The 25,443-nt window shown below is 61.3% G+C and carries 28 protein-coding genes, 1 tRNA gene and 1 pseudogene; 10 read left to right on the top strand and 20 right to left on the bottom strand.

Annotated elements, in window-relative coordinates; genetic code table 11:
- Nucleotides 1-992: NAD(P)-dependent alcohol dehydrogenase (locus ACK6BI_RS27565; RefSeq protein WP_409319606.1), on the bottom strand; the 992-nt coding region annotated here is incomplete at its 3' end.
- 51 nt (nucleotides 993-1,043) lie between these two features.
- Complete coding sequence (locus ACK6BI_RS27560) at nucleotides 1,044-1,289, bottom strand: hypothetical protein (protein WP_409319605.1); 246 nt, start codon at nucleotides 1,287-1,289, stop codon at nucleotides 1,044-1,046.
- 163 nt (nucleotides 1,290-1,452) lie between these two features.
- On the opposite strand from ACK6BI_RS27560, the gene ACK6BI_RS27555 reads away from it, so the two are divergent.
- The 3 genes from ACK6BI_RS27555 (at nucleotide 1,453) to ACK6BI_RS27545 (ending at nucleotide 3,069) form a co-directional block, all read left to right on the top strand.
- Nucleotides 1,453-2,097, top strand: coding sequence for an ATPase (locus ACK6BI_RS27555; RefSeq protein WP_065261296.1), 645 nt, complete (start codon nucleotides 1,453-1,455; stop codon nucleotides 2,095-2,097).
- Between the two features lie 85 nt (nucleotides 2,098-2,182).
- Nucleotides 2,183-2,524, top strand: a complete 342-nt coding sequence (locus ACK6BI_RS27550) for a hypothetical protein (RefSeq protein WP_409319604.1) — start codon at nucleotides 2,183-2,185, stop codon at nucleotides 2,522-2,524.
- Nucleotides 2,525-2,676: 152 nt separating this feature from the next.
- A complete protein-coding gene (locus tag ACK6BI_RS27545; protein ID WP_409319608.1) occupies nucleotides 2,677-3,069 on the top strand; it encodes a DUF1801 domain-containing protein in 393 nt (130 codons plus the stop codon).
- Nucleotides 3,070-3,120: 51 nt separating this feature from the next.
- On the opposite strand, the gene ACK6BI_RS27540 is transcribed toward ACK6BI_RS27545, so the two are convergent.
- From ACK6BI_RS27540 to ACK6BI_RS27520, 5 genes are all read right to left on the bottom strand, one after another.
- Nucleotides 3,121-3,195: transfer RNA gene (locus ACK6BI_RS27540), tRNA-Gln, on the bottom strand.
- Between the two features lie 200 nt (nucleotides 3,196-3,395).
- Nucleotides 3,396-4,859 carry a GDL motif peptide-associated radical SAM/SPASM maturase gene (locus ACK6BI_RS27535; protein WP_409319603.1) on the bottom strand — a complete coding sequence of 488 codons (1,464 nt, stop codon included), beginning with the start codon at nucleotides 4,857-4,859 and terminating at the stop codon, nucleotides 3,396-3,398.
- A 103-nt stretch (nucleotides 4,860-4,962) separates the two neighbouring features.
- Nucleotides 4,963-5,541 carry a DUF1842 domain-containing protein gene (locus ACK6BI_RS27530; protein ID WP_409319602.1) on the bottom strand — a complete coding sequence of 193 codons (579 nt, stop codon included), beginning with the start codon at nucleotides 5,539-5,541 and terminating at the stop codon, nucleotides 4,963-4,965.
- A gap of 40 nt (nucleotides 5,542-5,581) precedes the next feature.
- Nucleotides 5,582-6,208 carry a DUF1842 domain-containing protein gene (locus ACK6BI_RS27525; protein WP_065261301.1) on the bottom strand — a complete coding sequence of 209 codons (627 nt, stop codon included), beginning with the start codon at nucleotides 6,206-6,208 and terminating at the stop codon, nucleotides 5,582-5,584.
- Between the two features lie 34 nt (nucleotides 6,209-6,242).
- On the bottom strand, nucleotides 6,243-6,428 hold the full coding sequence (locus ACK6BI_RS27520) for a DUF1843 domain-containing protein (protein ID WP_065261302.1): 186 nt from the start codon (nucleotides 6,426-6,428) through the stop codon (nucleotides 6,243-6,245).
- Between the two features lie 546 nt (nucleotides 6,429-6,974).
- Here ACK6BI_RS27520 and ACK6BI_RS27515 point away from each other — a divergent pair.
- Nucleotides 6,975-7,892: a LysR substrate-binding domain-containing protein gene (locus ACK6BI_RS27515; RefSeq protein WP_409319601.1), complete on the top strand. Its 918-nt coding sequence runs from the start codon at nucleotides 6,975-6,977 to the stop codon at nucleotides 7,890-7,892.
- A gap of 38 nt (nucleotides 7,893-7,930) precedes the next feature.
- Here the strand turns inward: ACK6BI_RS27515 and leuD are convergent, their stop codons facing one another.
- The 5 genes and pseudogenes from leuD to ACK6BI_RS27490 form a co-directional block, all read right to left on the bottom strand.
- Nucleotides 7,931-8,539: a 3-isopropylmalate dehydratase small subunit gene (leuD, locus tag ACK6BI_RS27510; RefSeq protein ID WP_409319600.1), complete on the bottom strand. Its 609-nt coding sequence runs from the start codon at nucleotides 8,537-8,539 to the stop codon at nucleotides 7,931-7,933.
- 3 nt (nucleotides 8,540-8,542) lie between these two features.
- Entirely contained in the window at nucleotides 8,543-9,964 is a 1,422-nt protein-coding gene (leuC, locus tag ACK6BI_RS27505) for a 3-isopropylmalate dehydratase large subunit (protein WP_409319599.1), read from the bottom strand.
- Nucleotides 9,965-10,091: 127 nt separating this feature from the next.
- Nucleotides 10,092-10,604 (bottom strand): GNAT family N-acetyltransferase, encoded by a 513-nt coding sequence (locus ACK6BI_RS27500; protein WP_409319607.1) that lies wholly within the window; start codon nucleotides 10,602-10,604, stop codon nucleotides 10,092-10,094.
- Nucleotides 10,602-11,213: pseudogene (locus ACK6BI_RS27495) on the bottom strand (HD domain-containing protein); the annotation flags it as partial. The gene ACK6BI_RS27500 and the pseudogene ACK6BI_RS27495, both read right to left, overlap by 3 nt.
- 78 nt (nucleotides 11,214-11,291) lie before the next feature.
- On the bottom strand, nucleotides 11,292-11,696 hold the full coding sequence (locus ACK6BI_RS27490; protein ID WP_409319598.1) for a RidA family protein: 405 nt from the start codon (nucleotides 11,694-11,696) through the stop codon (nucleotides 11,292-11,294).
- 134 nt (nucleotides 11,697-11,830) lie between these two features.
- Between ACK6BI_RS27490 and ACK6BI_RS27485 the strand changes: the two genes are divergently transcribed.
- A complete protein-coding gene (locus ACK6BI_RS27485; RefSeq protein ID WP_409319597.1) occupies nucleotides 11,831-12,772 on the top strand; it encodes a LysR family transcriptional regulator in 942 nt (313 codons plus the stop codon).
- Here ACK6BI_RS27485 and ACK6BI_RS27480 read toward each other — a convergent pair.
- Nucleotides 12,735-13,595 carry a LysR substrate-binding domain-containing protein gene (locus tag ACK6BI_RS27480; protein ID WP_409319596.1) on the bottom strand — a complete coding sequence of 287 codons (861 nt, stop codon included), beginning with the start codon at nucleotides 13,593-13,595 and terminating at the stop codon, nucleotides 12,735-12,737. The genes ACK6BI_RS27485 and ACK6BI_RS27480 overlap by 38 nt on opposite strands.
- A 137-nt stretch (nucleotides 13,596-13,732) precedes the next feature.
- On the opposite strand from ACK6BI_RS27480, the gene ACK6BI_RS27475 reads away from it, so the two are divergent.
- From ACK6BI_RS27475 to ACK6BI_RS27460, 4 genes are read left to right on the top strand one after another with little or no spacing between them, the layout of a single operon-like run.
- Nucleotides 13,733-14,785 carry an agmatine/peptidylarginine deiminase gene (locus tag ACK6BI_RS27475; RefSeq protein WP_409319595.1) on the top strand — a complete coding sequence of 351 codons (1,053 nt, stop codon included), beginning with the start codon at nucleotides 13,733-13,735 and terminating at the stop codon, nucleotides 14,783-14,785.
- Nucleotides 14,786-14,788: 3 nt separating this feature from the next.
- Nucleotides 14,789-15,697 carry an N-carbamoylputrescine amidase gene (aguB, locus tag ACK6BI_RS27470; RefSeq protein WP_409319594.1) on the top strand — a complete coding sequence of 303 codons (909 nt, stop codon included), beginning with the start codon at nucleotides 14,789-14,791 and terminating at the stop codon, nucleotides 15,695-15,697.
- A 1-nt stretch (nucleotide 15,698) separates the two neighbouring features.
- Nucleotides 15,699-16,802 carry an extracellular solute-binding protein gene (locus ACK6BI_RS27465; RefSeq protein ID WP_409319593.1) on the top strand — a complete coding sequence of 368 codons (1,104 nt, stop codon included), beginning with the start codon at nucleotides 15,699-15,701 and terminating at the stop codon, nucleotides 16,800-16,802.
- A 47-nt stretch (nucleotides 16,803-16,849) separates the two neighbouring features.
- Nucleotides 16,850-17,968 carry an agmatine/peptidylarginine deiminase gene (locus ACK6BI_RS27460; protein ID WP_409319592.1) on the top strand — a complete coding sequence of 373 codons (1,119 nt, stop codon included), beginning with the start codon at nucleotides 16,850-16,852 and terminating at the stop codon, nucleotides 17,966-17,968.
- A gap of 9 nt (nucleotides 17,969-17,977) precedes the next feature.
- Here ACK6BI_RS27460 and ACK6BI_RS27455 read toward each other — a convergent pair whose 3' ends face one another.
- From ACK6BI_RS27455 to ACK6BI_RS27435, 5 genes are all read right to left on the bottom strand, one after another.
- Nucleotides 17,978-18,640, bottom strand: coding sequence for a glutathione S-transferase family protein (locus ACK6BI_RS27455; protein WP_409319591.1), 663 nt, complete (start codon nucleotides 18,638-18,640; stop codon nucleotides 17,978-17,980).
- Between the two features lie 32 nt (nucleotides 18,641-18,672).
- Complete coding sequence (locus ACK6BI_RS27450; protein ID WP_409319590.1) at nucleotides 18,673-19,080, bottom strand: RidA family protein; 408 nt, start codon at nucleotides 19,078-19,080, stop codon at nucleotides 18,673-18,675.
- Nucleotides 19,081-19,111: 31 nt separating this feature from the next.
- Nucleotides 19,112-19,495, bottom strand: coding sequence for a hypothetical protein (locus ACK6BI_RS27445; RefSeq protein WP_409319589.1), 384 nt, complete (start codon nucleotides 19,493-19,495; stop codon nucleotides 19,112-19,114).
- Nucleotides 19,492-19,998 carry a PaaI family thioesterase gene (locus ACK6BI_RS27440; protein WP_409319588.1) on the bottom strand — a complete coding sequence of 169 codons (507 nt, stop codon included), beginning with the start codon at nucleotides 19,996-19,998 and terminating at the stop codon, nucleotides 19,492-19,494. The genes ACK6BI_RS27445 and ACK6BI_RS27440 overlap by 4 nt, the downstream gene beginning before the upstream one ends.
- A gap of 115 nt (nucleotides 19,999-20,113) precedes the next feature.
- Complete coding sequence (locus tag ACK6BI_RS27435) at nucleotides 20,114-20,398, bottom strand: FecR/PupR family sigma factor regulator (RefSeq protein WP_409319587.1); 285 nt, start codon at nucleotides 20,396-20,398, stop codon at nucleotides 20,114-20,116.
- A gap of 214 nt (nucleotides 20,399-20,612) precedes the next feature.
- On the opposite strand from ACK6BI_RS27435, the gene ACK6BI_RS27430 reads away from it, so the two are divergent.
- Nucleotides 20,613-22,523 (top strand): tyrosine-protein phosphatase, encoded by a 1,911-nt coding sequence (locus ACK6BI_RS27430; protein WP_409319586.1) that lies wholly within the window; start codon nucleotides 20,613-20,615, stop codon nucleotides 22,521-22,523.
- A 29-nt stretch (nucleotides 22,524-22,552) separates the two neighbouring features.
- Here ACK6BI_RS27430 and ACK6BI_RS27425 read toward each other — a convergent pair whose 3' ends face one another.
- Together ACK6BI_RS27425 and ACK6BI_RS27420 are read right to left on the bottom strand one after the other, a co-directional pair.
- Entirely contained in the window at nucleotides 22,553-23,557 is a 1,005-nt protein-coding gene (locus tag ACK6BI_RS27425; protein WP_409319585.1) for an AraC family transcriptional regulator, read from the bottom strand.
- A 95-nt stretch (nucleotides 23,558-23,652) separates the two neighbouring features.
- Nucleotides 23,653-25,329: an MFS transporter gene (locus tag ACK6BI_RS27420; RefSeq protein WP_409319584.1), complete on the bottom strand. Its 1,677-nt coding sequence runs from the start codon at nucleotides 25,327-25,329 to the stop codon at nucleotides 23,653-23,655.
- Nucleotides 25,330-25,443: the final 114 nt, after the last annotated feature.

The following is a 25,443-nucleotide window of genomic DNA, read 5'->3' as shown; positions in this document are numbered from 1 at the left end:
CCGCTGCGCAGATGATCAACAGCTTCATTGACCTTGCTCATCGGAAACTCCTCCACCTGCGGCAGGATCTGATGGCGGGCACAGAATTCGAGCATGGTCGCTGTGGTGGTGGGCGAACCCACCGGCGAGGCTGACAAGGACTTTTGCTGGGGAATGAGGTTGAACACGTGCACCGGAATCGCATCCGGGACAACCCCCACGAAATGCAGTCGTCCTTTGCCGCGCAGCGTCGCGAGCATGGCGGTCCAGTCGAGGTTGGCGTTGGCGGTCACCAGCAGGAAATCCAGCGTTCCGGCAATGGCCTTGAGCGCGTCGCTGTCGGTGGAAGCAACGACCTTGTGGGCGCCGAGGCGTTTGGCTTCGTCCTGTTTGCTCAGTGAGGAAGTGAAGGCTGTGACCTCGCAACCCCAGGCATTGAGAAAACGCAGCGCCAGATGGCCCAGGCCGCCGATGCCGATCACACCGACTCGATCAGTGGGTTTGATGCCAAATTGCACCAGCGGATTGAACACGGTGGAGCCCGCACAAAACAGCGGCCCGGCCTTGGCCGGATCCAGTCCGTCAGGGATCGCGGTAGCCCAGGCCCAATGTGCACGGACGCGGTCGGCAAATCCACCGTTGCTGCCGATGATCGTCGGTTGCACCGTCGTGCAGAGATGATGGGAGCCGCCCATGCACGAAGAACAATGCATGCAACTGCCCTTGTACCAGCCGATCCCCACCCGCTGGCCGACTTCCAGGCCGCGAACCTGCGTGCCCGTCCGCACGATCCGGCCAACCACTTCGTGACCGGGAATGAACGGGTACTGGCTGATGCCCCAATCGTTGTCGATCAGTGACTGGTCGGAGTGACAGACGCCGCAATACTCCACGGCGACTTCGACTTCTTCCTCTCCCAGCGGACCGGGATCGTAGCTGTAACGCTCCAGCGGCGCACCGGCCGCGGTGGCGGCCCAGCCGGTAAATGCAGTGGGTTCGGTGTTATTGCTCATCGGACACCTCCAGGTCTGGCGCTGCGGACGCAGCCTGAAGAGTCTAGCGGGTCATCGTGCAGGCGCGAGCCAGGTGTCCAGCACGCGTCGATCGAGTTCTTCCCAGTCCGCCATGCCCAGCACCCGCGTGGTGTTGAGGCCGCGCAGATAACCGCGCAGCTGATTGGCCACGGCCCGTACCGACTCCGAGTCGTCCGCTGACTGTCCCAGCACGTTTTCGTATTCGACGAGGTATTCGGCCACCCGGTCGCGGAACTCGGGCAGGACGGCATCGCGGATCAGATCAAAGGTACGCACGGAAAATCCTCATTTGTTTTCGTTGTGATCGAGTGTGCCGCAGTCTGCACGCTGCGCAACTATTGCTTCAAGTAATAGTGACCATCAAGAAACGCAAGTTCTGCTTTGCGGCCGACAGGCGGAAAATCGCCTCCATCGAAACGCAGCTCAAGGAATTTGCGCGATGAAGACTTTGACCCGACTGGCTTTGGTCGCCCTGCTGATGGGCGGGGTAGCCACCACTGCACCGACTTACGCAGCCGACGCCGGTTCGTGCCATTTTCTGCCCATCGGCGCAGCTGGCAGCGGATTGCAGCACTCGCAAACCGTGGGAGTGCTGTACAGCGAAAACACCCTGGACAACCTGCAATACCTCGAGCGTTACCACGATGTGGCGGTGAACGGTGCCAAGGATGCGCTCGATGCGCGGATTCGCGAGGCATTCGTCAACAGCTCCGACCCGGAACTGGCCATCGACTGGTTGATGAGTTCGCTGCAACAGCAGTTTCTCTCGGTGACGGTCTACGACAACCTGGATTCATTGCTTCAGGCGCATCCCGACGTGGTGGTGATGCTCGACACCCACAACCGCTTGCTGACGCAACGCAACAGTCAGGTCGAAGCGCGATTCGCCGCCCGGTTCTACGACGCCAACCTGCAATACATCGGCAAGGCCGAAGGTGCGGTGGAAAAACAGATGCCGTCGGTGTGGGTTCACGACAAGGCAGCGCCCGAGATCGCCGCCCGGATCGAACAGCAACGCGACCTGCAATTCAGCGCCTTGAAGCAATTCGATGATTCGCTCAAGGCCCTGGTGAGCGCTGGCTGAACACCCGAATCAGACATCGCAACGGCAGCGCCCGTGACGCTGACGTTGCTTGAGAACCGAAACTTTTATTTTCAGGATGTTATCCATGCGCGCCTTTTTTATCCCTGCCATGGCTTCTGCCGCTTTGCTGCTGACCGCTTGCGCCTCTGCGCCGAATGACCCGACGTTGACCTTGCAGACCCACAAGACCCCGGCCCAGTACGCCGAATGTGTGGTGCCGAAACTGCAGCACAGCGCGATGAACCCGACGGTTTCCCAGACCCAGCGCAGCTACCGGATCGTGGTGCCGAGCAAAGTGTCGGCGGACAACGTGCTGGAAGCCTACAAGGCGCAGGGCGGTGGCAAGGTGTTTCTGTACGAGCGCCATTTGCTGGCGTCGAGTTTCCTTCCATCGAGTTTTGAACGGGCCGCCCAGGAGTGCCTGTAACACCTGACGCTCAACGCTTTTGACGATGCTCCTTTGGTTGGCCGCAACCAACCAATTTCTTGCCCCGCGCCATGCGGGGCTTTTTTTGCCCGGCGTTTGCTGCCGTCGGCGCTACGCTGGATAGCGCAAAGGTATTTCGGGAGAACCAGGAGATGAAGAAGGACAGCAGCGGCACGGCGACCGAGAATCCCTCTGCGCTGATCGACGCGAGAATCAACGAGTTGAATGACTGGCGCGGCCAGAAACTGGCCGAGATCCGCGCGATCATTCACGAGGCGGATCCGGAGGTCATCGAGGAGTGGAAGTGGCGGGGCGTTCCGGTCTGGTCACACAACGGCATCATCTGCACCGGAGAGACCTACAAAGCTGTGGTGAAAATGACGTTTGCCAAAGGCGCGGCGCTGGAAGACCCGGCAGGCCTGTTCAATGCCAGTCTGGAAGGCAATACCCGGCGGGCGATCGATGTTCACGAAACTGACAGGATCGATGCAGCGGCACTGAAAGCACTGGTGCGTTCGGCGATTACGTTGAATTCAAAAAAGTGATTTGCCGTGGAGGCAGAGGTGAAGCGGAGGAGGGTGAAACGAGGAAGAAAATGGCAGGGGCGGCTGGATTCGAACCAACGCATGGCAGGATCAAAACCTGCTGCCTTACCGCTTGGCGACGCCCCTGTAGCTATTGTGTTCAGTCCCGGGAGGACCTCTGCAACAGTGGGCGGCACTTTACCAGCGCTCTTGCGTTCTGGGAACCCCTGAATCAAATAAATTTCATGGAAAACAGCTACTTATTTCCGGAAGGGGAGAAAACACGGATTTTCAGCGGGCATGACCGATCCAGGCGCCCCAAAAGGCGCGGACGCCTGAACCTTGTTTCATCCCAACCGGCTCGGCTCCATTCCCAACAGTCCGGTCAAGGTATTCATAATCGCCTGCTGCCGCGCTCGGTCTGTCAGATAACGCGCCTGGGCGGCGGCCACATCGGCATGGCAGTGCGGGCAGATCGATTCGTGGGGATGAATGTATTGCAGGCAGCTGCGGCACAGCGCCAGTTGCACGGGGATGCGTCCTTCCTCCGGCGATTTCTGGCCCTGATTGATCCACGCCAGTTTGATCACCTGGCCACTGTCGCTGACGCTGCTGACCTGCTCGCCGGTGTCGATGCGTTCGGTGATCAGGTCGAAACGGCCGACGGCGAAGGAGCGTTGCGCAGCGTCTTCGAGTTTGACAATGCGCTCGCGCAATCCGCGTTTCTGCAGTTCCAGGGCGCGGTAATGGCAGTACGGGTTGTTGCCGGGTTTGCCCAGCAATGAGTGCGACGTCCAGGTGCAGCCACCCCGGCAGACATCGTTGTAATAGCAGGTGCGACAGTAGCCCCACAGATCGTCGACCGAGCGCAGGCGACCGAAGTGGATGCCTTCGCTGTAGTGCCAGATATCGTGCAGGCTCATGTTGCGCACGTTGCCGCCTGAGAAGCCGACGGTCGCCAGCGACGGGCAACCTTTTACCGTGCCGTCGGCTTCAAGCGCCAGTACCGTCTGGCCCGCCGCGCAGCCGCTCCAGTGCACGCGCTCGTCACCGAAACCACGCCACAAATGCTCGTAAGGGCCGTAATAACCGATGTTGTTGCCGACGTTCATCAGGAGGCCGCGATCCACGCCTTCACGGTACAGCCGGGCGAGCAGCGGCATCACTTCCAGCAGTTGATAGGGTTGCAGCAAGAGTTCCGGGTGATCCACGGCGTTGCCCATGGCCACGGTGATCTGGATCTGCCAGTGTGTGGCGCCCAGTTCGATGATGGTGTCCATCAACTGCGGCAAGTCAGGCAGAGTTGCTGCGCCGATCTGCGTGTTGACGCTGACGGCCAGCCCGGACGCCTTGGCTCGGCGCAGGGTGTCGACCGCCTTGTCGAACGAGCCGGGCACGTTGCGCACCTTGTCGTGCAAGGGCGCGAGCCCGTCCAGAGAAATTCCGACGCCGTTGAGCCCGGCATCGACCGCCGCCTGCATTTTCGCCGGGGTCAGGTTGCGTCCGCCGGTCTGGATGGCGCAGTACATGCCATGGTCGTGAATGGCCCGGATCAGTTGGGTCCAGTCCTTGCGCAAATAGGCTTCGCCGCCGATCAACGTGATCTCGCGGGTGCCGAGGGCAGCGAGGGAATCGATGACATCGAGGCATTCGCGGGTGTTGAGTTCATCGGGGCGTCGATGCCCCGCGCGCGAGCCGCAATGCAGGCATTTGAGATCGCACGCCAGGGTGATTTCCCAGACCACGTGCACCGGCACGTAGCGTTTGAGATCGGTGTCGCTGAGGTAGCGGGCAGGGCGGGTGTCTGTCATGGGAGATCCTTGCGCACGGTCCTGTGCGCGGCACGATTGGACTGATCTCGATTCGCCGCAAGACCGGGCGAGGTCGGCAGTGACCTCGCCCGGGACGTGCGGTTTAGCGTGCTTCCAGACGCGCGATTTCTGCGTTCAGTTGCTCAAGGGCACTGCGCAAGGCGCCTTCGTGCGCCAGTTGCTGCTCGCCCTGTTGCACCGCTGTTTTCAGTTGCGCCAGATCACCGCTGGCCTGGGCCGTTTGCACGGCTACGGCATACAGAGGGTGAACGTGATGCTCCGGCGGCTGTGGCTCGACACTGGGCGCCTGATGCACGGCGACGTGGCGCACGTCATGCCACTGGCCGTTTTCGCTGTAGCGGTAATCGACAAAACCGCTGGTCCAGTCGTTCAGAATGCCCTTGAGGTGGAAGGTCTGGGCGATCTGGCTCAGCGGACCGCTCGGGCTGCCGTCGAGGGTGAGGATGATGTAGTTCTCGGCCGACGGCGTCAGCCTGGCCTCGGAGTAATCGCCCCAGACCCGGGCATGGAAGTTGACTGGCGGCCAGGTGCTTTGAAAGACGCTGGCCACGCCGCTGACTTTTTTGCGGACGGTATCGACCACGATATCGAGGGTCAGAACCGGTGCGCCGAGCAGGGAATTGCTGGCGATGAGGCGGGTGTGAAAAAGTCCGATCGACATGATGCTGCTCCCTTGTGAATGTATGGGTTCCAATAGCCGATCAATGGCTTTGCAGGCGGCTGATTTCTTTTTTGGCGGCGTCCACCGCGATGCGCAATTGCGGCAATTGCTCCAGTTGCTGCCGGGCAAGTCCCGACAGGTTTTTCATCTGGGCCAGATCGCCGCTGGCAATGGCTGTCTGGATCGGTGCGGCATAGAGCGGCAGGACCGGTTTGTGCGGTTGAATGACAGGGCCCGGATGGAAGGGCTGGAAGACTTTCGATTGCACCTCCACCAGATGGGCGGGCACGTTGTTCAGTTCGTGCCAGCGTTGGCCGTCGAAATATTCATAGTTGGCCACACCTTCGCGCCAGTCGGTACCGACCACCAGATGGATCTTGAAGTTGATGATGGCGTTGGAACCAGGGCCGCCGTGATTGCCCTGTGCGGTGATCAGGATCTTGCTGACACCGGGCTTCATGACCGTCAGGTAGGTGTATTCACCCCAGACATCCGAATCGATGTCGAGCGGCGGATTGGTGGCCTGCGTCACGGCGGCCGTGCCGGTGACATGCTGCTGTGGCGTGGACACCAGCAGATTCAGTGCAAGGCTTTGCGCGCCTGGCTGGCCCGTGCCGATCCTGTAGCACACGGGGAACAGACCGACATTTTGCTGAGTGACTGACATGTGATTTGCCTCCATTGCAAAGTGAGTAATGGCCTTAGTGTTTATCCAGACGGGACACTTCTCTGGCCAGTTTTTCGTACGCGGTTTGCAGCTCCTTCGCTTCCGGCTTTGTCGAATCGCGTTGCTTCAACAAAGTCTTCATCTGTTGCAGATCGCCTCCCGAAATCGCGTCCTGGATGGCAACGCCGTAGGGCGGCATGTTGTGTTTTGAACCAGTCATGGCGAGGGTTTCCTTGTGGTGGTTACCGAACGTCCCCCCTCAGGCAAAAGGGGAGCCTTTCCTGACAGGCAGGCAACTACCGGCACCGGGAATCACTGGCGACAGTGACTCGCGGCGAAGTGAACGCCTGATCCGTCCGGATCCGTTTATTCGTGGTAATTGAAGGGGGCGCCGACGCCGCGGGCGTCAGCCGAAACCGTCCGCTCTGCTGTCCGGAATCGGAAGGCGCGTCTGCCGTGGCAGAGGGCAAGAGAAGTTCGCCTGTACGTTGGTCATCTTTCTGTCCTTGATAGAAAGCAACGAAACACAGGGATAGGTTGTTCACTCATCAAGAGTGCATTAACCCGCAAGCACAAAAACCATCCCTGATTTTTCTTCCAGTGCTGCCGATGGCGTTCGTCGATGGACTTTTGCCAAGTGGCCAGCATATCGCCAGCCACGCAACCCTAGCCCTGTTTGTCCGGGCCTGCCAGAAAAAGCGCCGAACGGTCATGGTCGCTGCTATCCTGCGCGAATCATGAAGCAGGCAGTGAGTAAGCGCGCTGTATGAACACGAATCGTGATCCGTTTCCCTTGCCCGAAGACCTCAAGGTTTTCCTCACCGTCATCCGCAAGAACAGCTTTGCCAGCGCCGCCGATGAGTTGGGCTTTTCGCCGGCCTACGTCAGCAAACGCATCGCGGTGCTCGAAACCACGCTCTCCACACAACTTCTGCATCGCACCACCCGGCGCCTCGCCCTGACCGACGATGGCGAGCGGGTGCGGATCTGGGCAGAAAAGCTGCTGGGGGATTTCGATGATTTCCTCGGCGAAATTGCCCAGGCCCGGCACCAGCCGGCGGGTTCGCTGCACATCTGCAGTAGCTTCGGTTTCGGCCGCAATCACGTGGCGCCGGCCATCAGTGAGCTGTCACGAGCGTGCCCGAAGCTCGATATTCGTCTGGACGTGTTCGACCGTGTGGTTGATCTGGTGGGCGAGGGTTTCGACCTGGAAATCCTCGTTGGCGATGACCTGCCGGGCCAGCACCTGGCGCGCAAACTGGTGAGCAACCGGCGGGTGCTGTGCGCCACGCCGGAGTACCTTGAGCGCCGGGGCACGCCGCAAACCCTTGCAGATCTGCAGGACCACGATTGCCTGGTGCTGAAGGAACGCAACAATGCGTTCGGCATTTGGGAGCTCACCAGGGACGGACAAGAGGAATCGGTGCGGGTCAGCGGCCCGTTGTCCTCGAACAGCGGCGAAATCGTGATGGAATGGGCCCTGAGCGGCGGCGGGATCCTGTTGCGTTCGATGTGGGACGTCAGACCGATGCTCGAACAGGGGCGACTGGTGCAAGTGCTCGCGGACTACACCCAGAGCGCCAACGTCTGGGCCGTTTACCCGACGCGGCTCAGCGAGTCGGCCAAGCTGCGGGTGTGTGTGGAGTTTCTCGAAGAGTATTTCCGCGACCTGTCCGTCGAATGAAAAAACGGGTGGTTCAGTGAGCCCCCCGTTTTTTTTGTTCAGCCCAGCCAGGGATTTTCCGCGAGATGCCGCGCTTCAAAGGCGCGAATCTGCCCGGCCCGTTGCAGCGTTGTGCCGATGGCGTCCAGCCCCAACAACAGTGACTGTTTGCGCAGCGCGTCGATCTCGAAAGCGATCCGTGTGCCGTCCGCCAGTTCGATGGTCTGCCCGGGCAGATTCACGCGGATCTGCGTAGTCGCCGGCACGCTGATGACTTCGGCGACCTGCTTGAGCTGCGCGGCATCGAGCTGAATCACCAAAACGCCGTTGCGCTGGCAGTTGTCGTAGAAGATCCCGGCGAACGTGGTGCCGATCAGCGCCCGGATCCCCACTTGTTTCAAGCCCCACACCGCGTGTTCACGGCTGGAACCGCAACCGAAGTTGGGGCCGGTCACCAGAAACGCCGCGCCTTGCCAGGCGGGCTGATTGAGCACGAAGTCGGGATTGGGTTCACCCGAGGCCAGAAAGCGCAGATCGAAGAACAGCCCTCGATCCAGCCCCTGACGATCAATACCCTTGAGGAACTGCTTGGGCATGATCACGTCGGTGTCGATGTTGGCCGCCAGAAACGGCGCGGCGCTGCCGCTGATGGTGGTGAACGGTTGCATGGCTCAAACTCCCGGCGCGAAGGCACGAACGTCAGTCAAATGGCCGGTGATGGCCGCCGCCGCGACCATCGCCGGGCTCATCAGGTGGGTGCGCGCACCGGCGCCCTGACGGCCTTCGAAATTGCGATTGGTGCTGGAGGCGCAGCGATCCCCCGGCGCGAGGACATCGTCGTTCATCGCCAGGCACATCGAGCAGCCCGATTGCCGCCACTCGAAACCGGCGTCGCGAAAGATCTGCGCCAGCCCTTCGTCTTCGGCCTGATCGCGCACCTGCGTCGAGCCGGGCACGATCATCGCCCGCACATGAGCCGCGACTCGCTGGCCGCGCACCACGCGGGCAACGTCACGCAAATCTTCGATCCGCGCATTGGTGCAGGAACCGATAAATGCATGACTGATGACCACCTCGTTCAGCGGCGTGCCGGGTTTCAATCCCATGTAATCGAGAGCCCGTTGCAGACCCTGACGCAGAATCGGGTCGGGCTGGCTGGCCGGGTCCGGCACTCGTCCGCCGACCGGGGCGGCCTGATCCGGGCTGGTGCCCCAGGTGACCATCGGTTCCAGAGCCGAGACATCGAGGCTGACTTCACTGTCGAACACCGCGCCATGGTCGCTGTGCAGGTCTTTCCAGCGCTCGACCGCCTGCGCCCAGACTTCCCCTTTCGGTGCACGCGGCTTGAGTTGCAAATAGGCGAAAACCTTGTCGTCCGGTGCCATGAACGCCCCACGGGCGCCGGCCTCCACGGCCATGTTGCAGATGGTCATGCGTGCTTCGACGCTGAGGTCGCTGATCGCCGGGCCGGTGAATTCGATGGCATAACCGGTGGCCCCCGAAGCACCGATCCTTTCGATCAGGGCCATGATGATGTCCTTTGACGTGACTCCCGCACCCAGCTCGCCATGGACCGTCACCCGCATGGTTTTCAGGCGTTTGTAGACCAGAGTTTGCGTGGCCAGCAGGTGCTCGATTTCCGAGGTGCCGATACCGAAACCGAACGCACCCAGCGCGCCGTAAGTGGTGGTGTGACTGTCGCCGGCCGCGACCACCATGCCCGGCAGAATGAAGCCTTGTTCCGGTGCGACGACGTGTTCGATGCCCTGGCGCTTGTCCAGCACATCGAACAGCTCAATGCCGAAGTCGCGGCAGTTCTCTTCGAAATACGACACCTGTCGCGCGCCTCCGGCGTCGGGCATGGTCGCGATGCGGATTGGCGCCGTGGGGTTCACATGATCGACCACCGCCAGCGTGGCCGCCGGGTGCCAGACCTTGCGCCCGGCGTCGCGCAAACTGCTGAAGGCTTGCGGGCTGGTGTATTCGTTGGCGACCTGGCGGTCGATGTAAAGCAGCACGTGGCCCTGATCGTCGAGGGTGCAGACCGTGTGACTATCGATGTGTTTCTGGTACAGGGTTTTCGGGCTGGGCATGGCGCAGGCTCTTTTCTGTCAGTGCAAAACAACGTACTGACAGAATTGTTGATCGCAGAACCTGCATCAAGCGCGCATTGGTGAAGCCGTTGAACACGAAATGTGAGCAATGCAAAACGATGAGGCGCTATTTGGTAGCCTCGAACGCCTCGTGATATTTCACCACGCCCACCGGCAACTCCCCACCAAACGCCAACGCCTGAAAGTACTCCGCCGGAATCCCCGGCAACTCCAGACCGGCGTGGGCCTTGAAGCCGAAGCGAGCGTAATAGCCAGGATCACCCAGTACCACGCAGCCAACGCCGCCGATGCGCTGCAACTGCGCCAGCGAGGCTTTCATCAGCGCCGAGCCGATGCCTTGTTGCTGGCGGGTCGGGCACACGGAGATCGGGCCCAGGCCATACCAGCCTTGAGCGCCGGAGGAAATCGTCACAGGTGAAATGGCGACATGGCCGACCACCGTATCGTTCTCCACCGCTACCAGCGAAACGCTGAGCTGGCCGGCCCGGCGCAAGGCGTCGACGATGAATTGTTCGGTGTGGCTGGAGTGTTCTTCGTGCTGGAAGGCGGCTTCGGTGATTCGGGCGATGGCGTCGATGTCTTCGAGGCGTTCGTTGCGGATTGTTATGTTTGTTTTCATGCGTTCTCGGGTGTCACGGTCGATCAGGGTCCGAAGGGTTTCGAACAGCGGATCGGCACTGGTGTATTGCTTGCCGTAGGCCAGGTTGAAGCCATAGTCGAAGTCTGGCGGATTCCTGCCTTGCGTGTGTTGTAAAAGTGTTTCCAGCTTGTCCAGCGCCTTAACGGCTTTGGCTTCGGGGGAGCCGGCGTTTTCGTAGTCGTCCCAGAGCGCGAGGATTTCGTTTCTCAGCGCGTCGTCCAGAGAACGGGTGAGCAGCAGCAAGTCGTTGCGTTCCTGTTCGCCCTTGTCGGGAATACCGACTTGATCGACCGCCGGAATGTCACCGTTGATGGCCTCGCCGAGGTCGTGGATGACGCACATCTTCAGGACTTTCAGCACATCGAGCCCGGCCAGGTCGTCGGCGCTGTCGAGGCGTGCCGCGAGCAACCGTTCATGCTGAAAATGGGCGTCCGGATCCATCGCCTGCACACCGCTTTCCCAGCGGGAAATCGTCGACTGGGTGACCTTGAAAAACTCGGCGGCATGGCTTTGCTTGACGCGGTGCAGCACACGCCAGCGGCGCAGGGCGATGCCGGGGAGACTGGGCTTGAGCAAGGTGTCGGGCATGGCGATGGATTGCAAGAGGAATGCGGGCCGACAGTCTGAAGACTGCCGGCCCGTGCTGCAAATCGACGCGATATCAGGTCATTCCGGGAGCCTGGCAATCACCTTGATCTCGAACTGAAAGCCATACAGCCACGTCACGCCGACCGCCGTAATGGTCGGGTGCGGCGCCTCGCCCCAGAACTCCGGCACCACTTCCCAGATGGTTTCGAAGGTCGATTGTGGGTCGACCATGAACACGGTCACGTCCACCACGTCATCAAAGCTGCCGCCGGCCGCGCCGAGAATCGCGTTGAGGTTAGTGAAGGCCAGTCGCACCTGTTGCTTCAGATCCGGCTCGGGCGAGCCGTCCTCCAGGCTGCCGACCTGTCCGGAAACGAACAGGAAACCGTTGGAACGCACCGCTGGCGAATAACGATTGCGCTCGTAGAGGGCATGACGTCCAGGCGGGAAAACCACATCGCGTTTTGGCTGGGTTCTGGTCATGGGGTGTCTCCTTCAATGGGTTGAAAACCTGCGATGGAGAAACTCTAGGGGCTTGCATCGGCCCGATAAACGCGCAACCTTGGCGTTCACTGTTCGGGATAGCCAAACAATCGAGCCGCCATTAGAGGTTGGATATGGACCGTTTTGATGCGATGCAGGCCTTCGCCCGGGTGGTGGAGGCGGGCAGTTTCACCAAAGCCGCCGAGACGCTGCACATGAGCAAGACCACCGTGACCCAACTCGTCCAGCAACTGGAGACGCGGTTGAGAGTGAAATTGCTCAACCGCACCACACGCAAGGTCAACGTCACGGAGGACGGCGCGGCCTACTATGAGCGGGTGATCAAATTGCTGGCGGACATGGACGATGCCGAAACCAGCCTTCCCGGTGCGGCAGCCCAGCCCAAGGGGCGCTTGCGGGTCGATGTGCCGAGCCCGTTGGCCAATCTGATTCTGGTGCCGGCGCTGCCCGAGTTTTGCGCGCGTTACCCGGAGATCCAGATCGATATGGGCGTCAGTGACCGGATCGTCGACATCATTGATGAAAACGTCGACTGCGTGGTGCGCGGCGGGGAGTTGCGGGATCAGTCGCTGATGGCCCGCAAGGTCGCCGATCTGCAACTGGGCGTTTATGCCGCGCCGAGTTACCTGGCCCGGGCCGGCACGCCGAAGCATCCTCGTGAACTGGAAGACTCTCATCACCGGGTGGTCGGGTTTCTCTGGGCGCGTACCGGCAAACCCGTGCCTTACGCTTTGCGCAACGAACTCGAAGATCTGCAGATCAAGGGGCGCCATGTGCTCGCCGTTGATGACGGCAATGCCTATCTGGCGGCGGGCCTCGCGGGGCTGGGCGTGTTGTGGCTGCCCAGGTACATGTCCAGAGCGCACGAAGCGAGCGGTGATCTGGTGCCACTGTTCGAAGGCTGGCGCCTCGATCCGATGCCGCTCTACGTGGCGTACCCGCCGAACCGCCACATCAGCCGCAAACTGCGAGTGTTCATCGACTGGATCGCCGAGGTGATGGCCCGCCACGCACCGGTCATGGATCGCCCAGGTTCGCCAGCAACCACTCGGTGAAACGGCGGGCCATGGGATCGTTTTCACTGTCGCGGTGGGTCAACAGGGCCCAGTTCGGGCCGCGAATGGTCTGCTCCACCAATGGCTGCAACAATCCGTTTTCCCGTGCCTGGCGGCTGAGCAACTGGCTGACCAGCGCAATCCCGAGACCTGAGCAAGCCGCGTCCAGCAGCAGGCCCGGGTCGGAGAAGTTCAGCCCCTGTTCCTGCTGCCCGATATCGATTCCAGCCTCTACCGCCCAATGGCTCCAGTCCATCTCCCGCTCGCCGTGCAGGGTGGTGCGTTCAGCCGGCGGCACCGTCAGCAGGCTCGGGTGGCACGCGGGGTAGAGCCGATCGGCGTGCAGCACCTTGAAGCTGCATTCGGCCTGGGAGCTGATGTCGTCGCGCACCGCCAGATCGATGGTCTGGGTCGCCATGTCCGGCACTTCATCGGTGCTGAAAATCCACAGGTCCACCTTCGGGTGCTGACGGCGGAAGTCTCCCAGCCGTGGCAGCAACCAGTGCCGGGCAAACGCCGGCGTGGTGTTGAGCACCAGTTGATTGGGCTTCTGGTATTGCCCCAGTCGCCGGATGCCCACCGACAGTTGCTGCAGCATTGCCTGGGTGGTGCTGAGCAGATCGTGGCCGGCGTCGGTCAGCGCCACACTGCGTCCGCTGCGGAAAAACAGCGGCTGCTCCAGGTAAGCCTCAAGACTGCGGATCTGTTGGCTGATGGCCGACTGCGTGAGGCTCAGTTCCTCGGCGGCCTTGTGGAAACTGCCCAATCTGGCGGCCGCTTCGAAGCCGCGCAACGAGCTGAGGGGTGGCCAGTGTTTCAGCATGATCGATAAGTTCCTCTAATCAGTTTTCCGCTAAATCCATCGTTTGTTTGCCCTTCAGGCCGCCATTAGCATGCACGTCAACGCCGCCAAGGCTGTTTCCATTGAACACAATGGCTTAACTCAAAGGGCTTTTTACCATGCAGCAGAACAAAAACAACAACAGCGGTTGGATGATGCCGGCAGAGTGGGTAACGCACGCCGCGACCTGGATGGTCTGGCCCCACAACAAGGCCCTGTGGGAGTCGGGCTGGCGCGTGACCCTGCCGTTGGTGCAGGAAGATTTCGCCCGCGTCGCCAATGCCATCGCCCGGTTCGAACCGGTGAAAATGGTCGTCGATCCGTCGGCCATCGCCAGTGCCAAAGCCTTGTGCGGGCCGAACATCGAACTGATTCCGCTGGCCGTCAACGACAGCTGGTGCCGCGACTCCGGCCCGAGTTTCGTCGTTCATCCGGAGCAAGGTCTGGCCGGGGTGAGCTGGCGTTTCAACGCCTGGGGCGGCAAGTCGGCCCACGACCTTGACGAAAGCCTGGCCCGCCGGGTGCTCAATCATCTGGGCGGCGAGTGCTTCGGCACGGCGTTGAGCAACGAGGGCGGCGCAATTCATGTGGACGGCGAGGGCACGCTGATCACCACCGAATCGGTGCTGCTCAACCCCAACCGCAACCCCGGCGTAAGCAAGGCCGAAATGGAAGAGATCTTCAGCCGTCTGCTCGGCGTGAAGAAGACCATCTGGCTGCCGGGTGATCCGGATTACGTCACCGGCGACATGACCGACGGCCACGTCGATGGCGTCTGCGCTTTCGCTCGCCCCGGTGTGTTGCTGGTGGATGCCACCCATGATCGCGGTTCGGTGTACGCCGAAGTCGCGCGGGAAAATCGCCGCGCACTGGAGCTGGCCACCGACGCCCGGGGCCGCCAATTCGAGCTGATCGAGCTATATGAAGCCACTGATGCCGTGGACACCGAAGCGGAAGTGTTCTGCGCCTCGTACACCAACTTCTACATCGCCAACGGCGCGATCATCATGCCGGCCTACGGTATCGAGGCCGACCATGTCGCGGCGCAAACCCTGGCCAAGGCGTTCCCCGGACGTGAAGTGGTGCCGGTGCAGATCAATCATCTGGCCCATGGCGGCGGCGGTGTGCATTGCATCACCCAGCAGCAGCCAGCCTGGCCGGTGGAGGGTTGATCGATGACGATGCTCAAAGTCGCCACCACCCAGATGCCGTGCACCTGGGACCTGAAAAGCAACCTCGACCGCGCCGAGCAGCTGGTGCGTCAAGCGGCGGCGCAGGGCGCGCAAGTGATCCTGTTGCAGGAGCTGTTCGCCACGCCGTACTTCTGCATCGAACAGAGCTACCACCACATGGCGCTGGCCGAGGAATACCGTGACAGTCAGGTGCTGTCGCGCTTCGCCGCGCTGGCCCGTGAGCTCGGTGTGGTGCTGCCGCTGAGCTGGTACGAGAAGGCCGGCAACGCCTACTTCAATTCCTTGAGCGTGGCGGATGCCGACGGGCGCCTGTTGGGTGTGTACCGCAAGACTCACATCCCCAACGCCATCGGCTATCAGGAGAAGGAGTACTTCAGCCCCGGCGACACCGGTTTCAAAGTCTGGGACACCGCGTTCGGTCGCCTCGGCGTGGGCATCTGCTGGGACCAGTGGTTCCCGGAAACCGCCCGCAGCCTGGCCTTGATGGGCGCCGAAGTGCTGCTGTTCCCGACGGCTATCGGTTCTGAACCGGGCTGCGCCGATCTGGATTCGCGGGACCACTGGCAGATGACCATGCGTGGCCACGCCGCTGCCAACCTGCTGCCGGTGATCGCCTCCAACCGAGTTGGCCGTGAAGTGGCCGGCAGCGATGCGACGCTGCAAATGAATTTCTACGGCTCCTCTTTCATCTGCAACCACAAGGGAAAAATGCTCGTCGAAGCCGACCGCGCCAGCACCGGCGTGCTGGTGCAGAGCCTGGATCTTTCGGCCATGCGCGAAGAACGCCTGAGCTGGGGCATCTACCGCGATCGTCGCCCGGAAATGTATGGCGCGTTGTTGAGTCAGGACGGCCGTCACCTTCACGCCCGCTGGAATCCTCAAGGAGTCTGATATGCACACTTCACGCAAGTGGTTGCTGGGTGCTCTGGGTCTGGCGCTGGCCGGTTTGATGCCTGCCGTACATGCTGAAGACAAGACTTTGCGCCTGTACAACTGGGCGGACTATTTCGCCGAAGACACCTTGAGCAAGTTCACTGCCGAAACCGGGATCAAGGTGATCTACGACGTGATGGACGGCAGCGAAACCCTGGAGGCCAAGATGCTCTCCGGTGGCAGCGGTTACGACCTGATCTTCCCAGGTGACACCGTGGCCGAGCGCCTGATGCGAGCCGGCAGCCTGTTGCCGCTGGATCCGTCGAAGGTCACGGCGATGAACGACATCGAGCCGGGCCTGCAAAAACTGCGCAGCCATTACGAGCATTCGAACAAGGCCACGGTGCCCTACACCTGGGGCACCATCGGCCTGACCTATAACGCCGGGCAGATCAAACAACGCATGGCCGATGCGCCGGTCAACAGCCTGGACATGCTGTTCAAACCGGAGCTGGCCGCGAAGTTCGCTGATTGCGGGATTTCGATGATCGATTCCCCGGACGAAGTGCTGGCGGTGGTGCTCAATTACCTGGGCCGCGATCCGCGCAGCGCCAAGCCTGCGGACCTGGCGGCGGCCAGTGATCTGCTGATGAAGCTGCGGCCGTACATTCGCAAGTTCCAGTCGCAACCGGTGACCGACCTGGTCAACGGCAACCTGTGCCTGTCCCTCGGCTACAGCGGCGACATGACCCAGGCCCAGCGCACCTCGGACAGCGCCGGCAAGCAGACCCGCTTCCAGTACCGCGTGCCCCGTGAAGGCACCACGGTGTGGATGGACACCATGGCCATTCCGGTCGACGCCAAACACCCGGAATACGCCTACGAATTCATCAACTTCGTGATGCGCCCGGAGAACATGGCTGCGATCAGCAATTTCACCGGTTACCCGACCTCCAACGCCAAGGCCCGGCCAAACGTGGATGAGGCCATGCGCAACAACCCGGACATCTACCTCGACGAGGCGACCTATGCTCGTCTGATACCGGGCAAGGACATTCCCCAGGCCGACATGCGTGCCCGCATGCGCACCTGGACCAAGTTCAAGACCGCCACTGCCAAGTGATTTTTCCGGGCCGCCTCGGCGGCCCCTTACCCATCAGGAAGCTACACATGCCCACTCGTCGCGAGTTCATCAAACAGGTTTCAGTTGCCGCCGGCGCAGGCGCTGCCGTCATGGGCCTCGGCCTCTCGCCGGCGCGGGTGCTGGCGGCCAGCGAAGGTCGCTGGTTCATGCCCGACGAGGGCGACAAACATGAACGCGCCTACATGGCCTTCGGCGCGCAGGACGCAATCTGGGAAGACTTCACCGAAGACGTCCAGGAGGCACTGGGCCGGATTGCCCGCGCCATTGCCCGCTACGAGCCGCTGACCATTTATTGCCGCAGCAGCGAACGCAGCCTGGCCGAAGAGATTTGCGGCACGTCCAACATCACCTACCAGATCGCCAACCTCGATGACATCTGGATGCGCGACATCAGCGCCAACTTCGTCATTGACGACAAGAATGGCCTGGGCGCGGTGGACTTCAATTTCAGCGGCTGGGGCAACAAACAGCAGCACGGCAAAGACGCGAAAATCGCCGGACGCGTCGCGCAGGATGCACAAGCGACCTACATCCGCAGTGAACTGGTGGGCGAGGGCGGCGGCATCGAAGTCGATGGTCACGGCACCGGGATCATGACCGAAAGCTGCTGGGTCAACGAAAACCGCAACCCCGGCTGGAGCAAGGCCGATGTCGAGGCGGAACTGAAGGCGCGTCTGGGCCTGCGCAAAATCATCTGGCTGCCGGGTATCAAGGACAAGGACATCACCGATGCCCACGTCGATTTCTACGCGCGCTTCGTCAAGCCCGGCGTGGTGATCGCCAACCTTGATACCGACCCGCGTTCCTACGACAACAAGGTCACGCTGGCGCACCTGGAGATTCTGAAGAAGGCCACCGATGCCGACGGTCGCCCGCTGCAGATCCACACCGTGTCGCCGCCGCTGAATCCACGCAAGACCAAGTTCAACAAGAACAACGACGACTTCGCGGCCGGTTACATCAACTACTTCGTCATCAATGGCGCGGTCATCGCCCCGGAGTTCGGCGACAAGGAGTCCGACAAGAAGGCCTTCGACTTTCTCAAGCAGCTCTACCCGAACCGCGACGTGGTACAGATCAACATCGACGCCATCGCCGCCGGCGGTGGCGGGATTCACTGCGTGACCAGTCACCAGCCGGCGTGAAGCGGTTGCTCAGCGAAACCGCTGGGGAAGCGCTTCGGCGAAGGGATAGAAGTCAAACCACGGTTTGGCTTCATCGATCACCTGGCTGAAAGACGGGCGCTGCACCAGTCGCTCGAAATAAGCGCCGAGGCGAGGGCGGTCAGCGCCAAACGGCACCAGCGTACTGGCGTAGAACAGCGCCGGGCTGGCGGAGCAATCGGCCATGCTGTAGGCCGGGCTGGCGATCCAAGGGTGGGTCGCCAACTGGTTTTCCAGCATGTCGTAGGCGGTGTTCAGCAAGGTGCGCTGGCTGCTCAGATCGGCGTTTGCATTGTGGATGCGGTCGGCGACGATCTGCGACATCGGCGTCATCACGTAGTTGTCGAAAAAACGGTCCCAGAGGCGAACCTGCAGCGCTGTGTCCCAATCGTCGGGGATCAGGTGGCCGGCTCCGGCGTGATAGCGATCCAGATACTCAATGATCACGCTCGATTCCGGCACATTGCGCTGACGCCCGCGATCCTGCAGCACCGGAAATTTGACCAGCGGCCATAACGCCCGCAACTCGGCCCGTTCGGCCTCGCTGGACAGGTCGATCAGGCGCTTTTCGAAGGCGACGCCGTGCTCGTAGAGGGCGATCAGCGCTTTGTGGCAGTAGGACGACAACGGATGGTAGTAGAGGGTCAAGTCCATGGTTCAACGCCTCGCGGTAGTGATGAAAAGCACTACACAGGTATAGCCCGCCTGCGCACGGCCACACATTTGATTTCCACCAGCAGCCCCGGATGGGCCAGTTCGCTGACGCCGACGCAGGTCCAGGCGCAGAAGCCTTTGGGGAACACACGATTCTTCACTTCGCGAAACACCGGCATGTGCAGGCTCATGTCGACGTGATAAGTGGTCATCTCCACCACATCGTTGAAGGTGCAGCCACCGGCCTTCAGCACTTCGTCGAGGTTTTCCCAGGCACGGATGAATTGCTGCTCGGGGTCTTCGATGACTGTCAGATCTGCCGTCCGGCCAACCTGACCGGCGCAATAAAGCGTGTCGCCGACCAGAACCGCCGGGGCGTAACCGGCGCGTTCGACGATGGGCTTCATGGATTCGGGGATGATGATTTTGCGATCAGGCATGGCAGTGGCTCCGGGTAAACCGTGAGTCGGATCACTTCGCGCGGAAGTACCGGATCAGGTTGGCGGTTTTCGTGAACACGGCATAGGCCAAAGCTGCAATCGCCAGTGCGGCCACGACCGGACCGACTGCGTTGATGCCGGTGATAAGCAGCATGTAGAGCGACAGCATCAGTATCAGCACGACATAACTGGCGAGTGTTTTTCTAAAGAACGCCAACAGTAGCGGGATGAATGCCACTGTCACCGAGTGTATGGCCACCGCCTGCAAAATCTCGATTATCAGATACAAGAACGCATCTTCGCCGCTTGCTTGCGTGGCGATCAGCCAGGATTCGTTCATCAGCCAATTCAGGGTGCCAACCCCCATCAGGCTGATGACGACAATCAGTGCCATATTTATTGCTTTGGTACTCATCGGTCTTCATTCCGCCCATGAGCGGCCGCCGCCAACTGCCCGGTATCCACCCGCACAAACACCGAATCACCCACCGCCGTCAGCACATCCCCGGCGTACACCTCGCAGATCACCCGGCTCTTGCGCCCGGTTTCGCCTTCGACTTTTGCCTTCAACGTCAGCGGCACGCCCATCGGCGTTGGCTTGATGAATTTGATGCCGAGATTGCCGGTGACGCAGTTGATGCGCGGCAGGCTTTCGACTTCACGCCCTTCGGCGCGGTAGTGGTAAGCCATCGCCGTCCAGTTGGAATGGCAGTCCACCAGCATCGCAATCAACCCGCCGTAGACCAGCTCCGGCCAGCCGCAGTATTTGGCCTCGGGCACATGCTCGGCCATGACGTGTACGCCGTCTTCATGCCAGAAACTCTTGATGTGCAAGCCGTGCGGGTTGCTGCTGCCGCAGCCGAAGCAGACGCCGTCGGGGGCGGCGGTGTCTTGCAGGGAAGTGTCGAGGGGGGACATGCCGGGATCATCCTTAAACGGGTTAGTCGAACCGAGGGGATTCTAACCCTGAAACAAGGACAAGGCGTTGCTTCAAGTGACGCCGTCTGCTGCTGACATTGATCCCCGCAAGATGCTAATTGCGTTGCGCCAGATTGCGTTGAAATTCCTCGAAGCTGCATGGCAGGCTCGTGGCTTTGCGTTTTTTTGATGTGTCGTGTTCGTCGGGCAATTGATCGCTCAACTCCCAGACTTCAAGCATCTTCGCGTACTCGAAGGCATGGCGCGGGCTGCTTTGAATCCACTGCTGGAAGGCCTGGCGTTCGTCGGGCGTGCAGGTTTCGTCTTGCAGGCGCAAGCACCAGTGAGCTGCCTGATGGAGGATTTCATCATCGGCGTCTTGAGGACTTTGGCGATTCATTGACTGTTTCCAGGATGGCCGGAGAGGGCACTTTACCCTGCCTCTTGCAAAAAAAACGTCAAATCTCCACAGGGATTCAGCCGGCCCGACGGACAGAATGCGCGTGCGCCGGACAGATCGCGCGGCCATTTACGCTTTCCGACGTTTTGTCATATTCCGGCACTTGCCGATGTAGAGAGTGGGCAGCCCAACCGGTTTTCAATGAGGCTGCATCGTGTTTCCACGTCTTCTGTGTTCGCTGTCCGTGCTGAGTCTGTCCATCGCCGCCGCTCACGCGGCCAGCCTTGATACCCCGCGCCTGCAGGGCATCGACAACTTCCGCGATGTCGCCGGTATCACCACGGCCTACTCAACGGCCCATGACGGCACGATGCGCGCCGGTGTGTTTTATCGCTCGAATGCACTGACGCCGACGGCGTCGGATCTGGCGACCCTCAACGGGCTGGGGATCAAGGCCGTTTATGACTTGCGCACCCCCAGTGAAATCGCGGCCACGCCGGACACGATGATCAGCGGCGCGACCTATCAGAACATCGACATCATCGGCGCCACCACTTCGGGGGCGAACATCACCACGGTCTCGTTCAAAAGCGCCGCCGATGCCGTCGTCATGATGCAGGACACCAACCGCGCCTTTGTCAGTGATGCGGGCATGCGCCGCCAGCTCGGCGTGTTGTTCAACGAGCTGGCCGGCGTCGACGGTGCCGCGCTGTTCCACTGCACCGCCGGCAAGGACCGCACCGGCTGGGCAGCCGCCGTGCTGCAAAGCATCGCCGGGGTCGACAACGCCACGATCATGAGCAACTACCTGGCGACCAACGACTACACCGCCGCCCGTGTGGCCAGGACACTGGCGATGATGCCGCCGAGCATGGCCGCGGTTTACGCGCCGCTGCTGGGCGTGGAGGCCAGTTACCTGCAAGCGGGCCTGGATCAGGTGACCGCGCAATACGGCAGCATGGACAACTACCTCAAGCAGGGCCTGGGTCTGTCTCAGGAAACGATCTATGTCCTGCGCGGCAAAATGGTCGAATACAACAGCCTGCCCGGTCAGGCAGGGCTGATCGGCAATGCCGCTGCCGGCGCGCAACTGTTGCAGGACCTGCAGAGCAGCAAACTGTCGGGCACCTACAGCGCCTACAACTACTACCTGCAGTCGGCCATCGACGCCGGCACTCTGGGCGGTGTCGAGTCCACCGTCGGCGGTCAGGTGCATGCCGATGCGGCGAGTTACCTGCTGCGTCAGAACGCAATGATCGAGCAGGCCGCCGCGCCGTTCGCCAGCGGCACCGACCTCAAGGTCGGCCAGTACCGCTTGTGGAGCACCGCGCTCGCCGGTTACCTGGGCACCGACGGATCGGCCCGTGCGCAAAGCAGCAACGAACACACTCAGGGCCTGATGGTCGGCGTCACTCAGCGCTTCTCCGAACAACTCAGCGCGCGCGGCGGGATCGGTTACAGCAAGGGCACCGTCGGCGGGGCGGGCGGCGAGGCTGATACCGACTTCACCTTCCTCAATCTGGGTGCCCGTTATGGCTTCACCAGTCTGGAACGGGGTTTGTTTGCCGATGCCAATCTCAGTGCCGGTTACATCGACTACGACAGCAAGCGTGACCTCGGCGGCGACCTCGGTTCGGCGAAGGGCGACACCCACGGCAATCTCAGCGGCGCCACGCTGGCGCTGGGTTATCGCCTGCCGATGAACGATATGGTTCTGGAGCCGAGCCTCGGCGTGCGCGTCAGCCGTCTCGACCTCTCGGGTTTCCAGGAGAAGGGCAGCGAGCTGGCCCTCGATGTCGACGGCCTCCAGCAAACCCGTCGCAGCGCCGTGGCCAATCTTGATGTCTCGTTCGCTCCGATGTCTGCGGGCGCATGGCAACTGGTGCCGGGCGTGCGGCTCGGTTACGAGCGTGTGCTGGGCGATCAGCAGGTCGACAGTGAAGGGCATCTGCTGGGACTGGATATCGAACAACGCGCGGCGTTCGACAACCGCGATCAGTTCAGTGGCGGCGTCAACCTGATGGCCAGCCTGGGCGCGCTGAGTCTGGGCGCCGAGGTCGGCGCGAGCGGCGGGGGCGACAGCCACGGTTTCAGTGGCGGGCTCAAGGCCAGTTATCAGTTCTGAACATTTGAAGGTGAAGAAAAAGGACTGCCTCAGCGCAGTCCTTTTCGCATTTGTGCGGGGCTTACGCCGTAGGCATCCTGAAAGTATTGGCAGAACCGGCCGACATTGCTGAAGCCGTATTGCAGGGCCACTTCGGTCACCGATGACGACGAACCTCGCTTCAACGCTTCGCAGGCCCGCTCCAGCCTGACCTGGCGCTGATACGCGACAATCGAGGTCCCGACAAACCGCCGGAAGCCGTCCTGCAACGCCCGCAAACTGACGTTCACTCTTCCCGCCAGATCCGTCCCGCTGACCAGTTGCTCGGGATGCGCCTGAATGTATTCGATGGCCTGTTTCACATGCCGTGGCGCAATCGACGCTTCGGGCCGGCGCAGGGCTTCGCTGAAATTGTGCGGCCAGGCTTCCAGCACCGCGTCCACCAGCATTTCCCGCAGGCGCGATGGCATCAGTGAACCGGCGTTCAACAGCAAGTCGAATTCGCTGCCGGTGGCCAGGTCGATCAACGCTCGAATGCCCTGAAATGCCGGGCTGTCGAGATCCACCTTCGGCTCGAAATGCAGTTTGTGCGCGATCGGTCGGCCCAATAGCGACGACAGCCGTTCGGTGAGCGCTACACGACTGATCGACATGCCGTGCTGGGCGTGATTGTCGACGAAACGCATCGAGCGCAGATCCGCCTTGTCGATGGCCAGCCCGATGCGGGGCATGCCGAGGGATTCGGCGCAATCGTTGAGGATGATCCTGCCTGCGGTGGGAATCACAAAGGTGATTTCGTCGTAGGGCTCGGGAAACGCTACGGTGAAATCGCCCCGGTAATGCATGCGCCGGAAACTGACCCCGTCGTGCCGCCCGTAGACGCCGCCGATGATGATGTCCTTGGGCGGTGGCGGTGTGTCGCCGTAACGATTGCCGAACATACGGGAGAACAAGGCGCCGAAGTCGTCGCAGGACATATCGGCGGATCTGAGGATGATGGTCTGGCGTGTCGGGTTCGAATACACCGGGAAGGTCACCTTGATGGTCGGGAGCATAAGGGCGCCGGGACGTTACCAAGGGAGAATGACGCCGATGTGACAACGCTCGATGCTGTGCATGAATGCCACGCACAGCATCGAGCGAAGTTGGGTCAACTGTGATGAATGTCCCGATCCTTGGTCTCCGGCAAGAAGAAGATGCCGAGAATCGCTGTCATCACCGCAATGACAATCGGGTACCACAAGCCGTAGTAGATATCCCCGGTGGCCGCGACCATGGCAAAAGCCACCGTCGGCAGGAACCCGCCGAACCAGCCGTTGCCGATGTGGTAGGGCAGCGACATCGAGGTGTAGCGGATGCGCGCCGGGAACAGCTCGACCAGCCATGCCGCAATCGGGCCATAAACCATGGTCACGTAGATCACCAGCACGGTCAGCAGGAGCAGCACCATCGGGTAGTTGGTCTTGGCCGGGTCCGCCTTTTCCGGGTAACCGGCCTCTCTCAATGCGGTGCCGAGGCTGGCGGTGAAGGCATCGTTGCGGGTCTTGAAGTCGGCGGCCGGCATGGCAGTGCCTTCGAAACTTTCGATGACTTTGTCGCCAATGCGCACCTGGGCCACGGTGCCCGGTTCGGCCACCACGTTTTCATACGGAATCGCCCGTTTGGCCAGAATGGTCTTCGCCAGATCGCAGGAACTGGTGAATCTGGCCTTGCCCACCGGATCGAACTGGAACGAGCATTGGTCCGGGTTGGCGACCACTTTGACCGGGTTCTTTTCCTGGGCGACGAACACGTCGGGGTTACCGTACTGGGTCAGCGCGTGGAAGATCGGGAAGTACGTTACCGCCGCCAGAATGCACCCGGCCATGATGATGCCCTTGCGCCCGACGCGGTCGGACAGACTGCCGAAAATCACGAAGAACGGTGTACCGATCAGCAACGAACCGGCGATCAGCAGGTTGGCGGTCTGCGGGTCGATCTTCAGGGTTTGCAGCAGGAAGAACAGCGCATAGAACTGCCCGGTGTACCAGACCACCGCTTGGCCGGCAGTGCCGCCGAGCAGGGCCATGATCACGATTTTCAGGTTGTCCCAGCGGGCGAAGGATTCGGTCAGCGGCGCCTTGGAGTGTTTACCTTCTTCCTTCATTTTCTTGAACACCGGTGATTCGTTCAGCTGCAAACGGATGTACACCGACACCGCCAGCAGCAGGATCGACAGCAGGAACGGAATCCGCCAGCCCCAGGCCTCGAACGCCTCGGTGCCCAGCGCCGTGCGGCAAGCCAGAATCACCAGCAGCGACAGAAACAGCCCCAGCGTCGCCGTGGTCTGAATCCAGGACGTGAAATACCCGCGCTTGCCCTTTGGCGCATGCTCGGCCACATAAGTCGCCGCACCGCCATATTCACCGCCCAGCGCCAGCCCCTGCAGCAGCCGCAGGGTAATCAGAATGATCGGCGCTGCGACCCCGATCGTCGCGTAAGCCGGCAGGAAACCCACAATCGCCGTCGACACACCCATGATCACGATCGTGATCAGAAACGTGTGCTTGCGTCCGATCATGTCCCCCAGCCGCCCGAACACCACCGCCCCAAACGGCCGCACGGCAAAACCGGCGGCGAAGGCAAGCAGGGCGAAGATGAACGCCGTGGTCTCGTTGACCCCGGCGAAGAAGTGCTTGGCGATGATCGCGGCGAGCGAGCCGTAAAGATAAAAGTCATACCACTCGAACACCGTGCCGAGAGACGAGGCAAAGATAACCTTGCGCTCCTCTCGACTGACGCTGTGGTGCGGGGCACTGCCGGTGGACATGCTGTCGAGTACGGCCATGGGGATTCTCCGTCGTGCTTGTTGTTATAGGCCGGAGCACTTCAGCAACGTCGCGTACCCGAGGCCTTTGGCGGATGCCGGATCAGGTGTTTCTTGGAGCGTGCACGGAATCTC

This window comes from Pseudomonas sp. KCJK9016 (assembly GCF_046231795.1).
Lineage (GTDB): Bacteria > Pseudomonadota > Gammaproteobacteria > Pseudomonadales > Pseudomonadaceae > Aquipseudomonas > Aquipseudomonas bananamidigenes.
This window is presented reverse-complemented; position numbering and strand designations above follow the sequence as displayed.